Below are 286 nucleotides of genomic sequence, written 5' to 3'. Positions count from 1 at the left end.
GACCATCCGCTGGCCCTGCTGGAGACGGGCGCGGTCACCGACAATCAGCGGCAGACCTGGCGCGCGCTGCGCGATTTCGTGCAGTCGCCGGAGGCGCAGCGCATCGTGCTGGAAGCTGGCTTCCGGCCGGCTGATCTTTCGGTTTCCCTGGCCGACAGCCCCATCGCCGCGTCCAACGGCGTGGATCCCAGCCAGCCGCAGACCACGCTGCAAGTGCCCGGCCCGGCCGTGGTGGATGTGGTGCAGAACGTTTGGCAGTACACCAAGCGCAAGGCCAACATCTACC

General features: G+C 67.8%; 1 protein-coding gene. It reads left to right on the top strand.

The features are described 5' to 3' along the window. Positions 1-286, top strand: a 286-nt coding sequence (locus tag AAEY83_RS14070) for a hypothetical protein (protein WP_351059779.1), incomplete at both ends; no start/stop codon positions are given.

The sequence above is a fragment of the Psychrobacter sp. TB20-MNA-CIBAN-0197 genome (assembly GCF_040309765.1).
GTDB lineage: Bacteria > Pseudomonadota > Gammaproteobacteria > Pseudomonadales > Moraxellaceae > Psychrobacter > Psychrobacter submarinus.
This window is presented reverse-complemented; position numbering and strand designations above follow the sequence as displayed.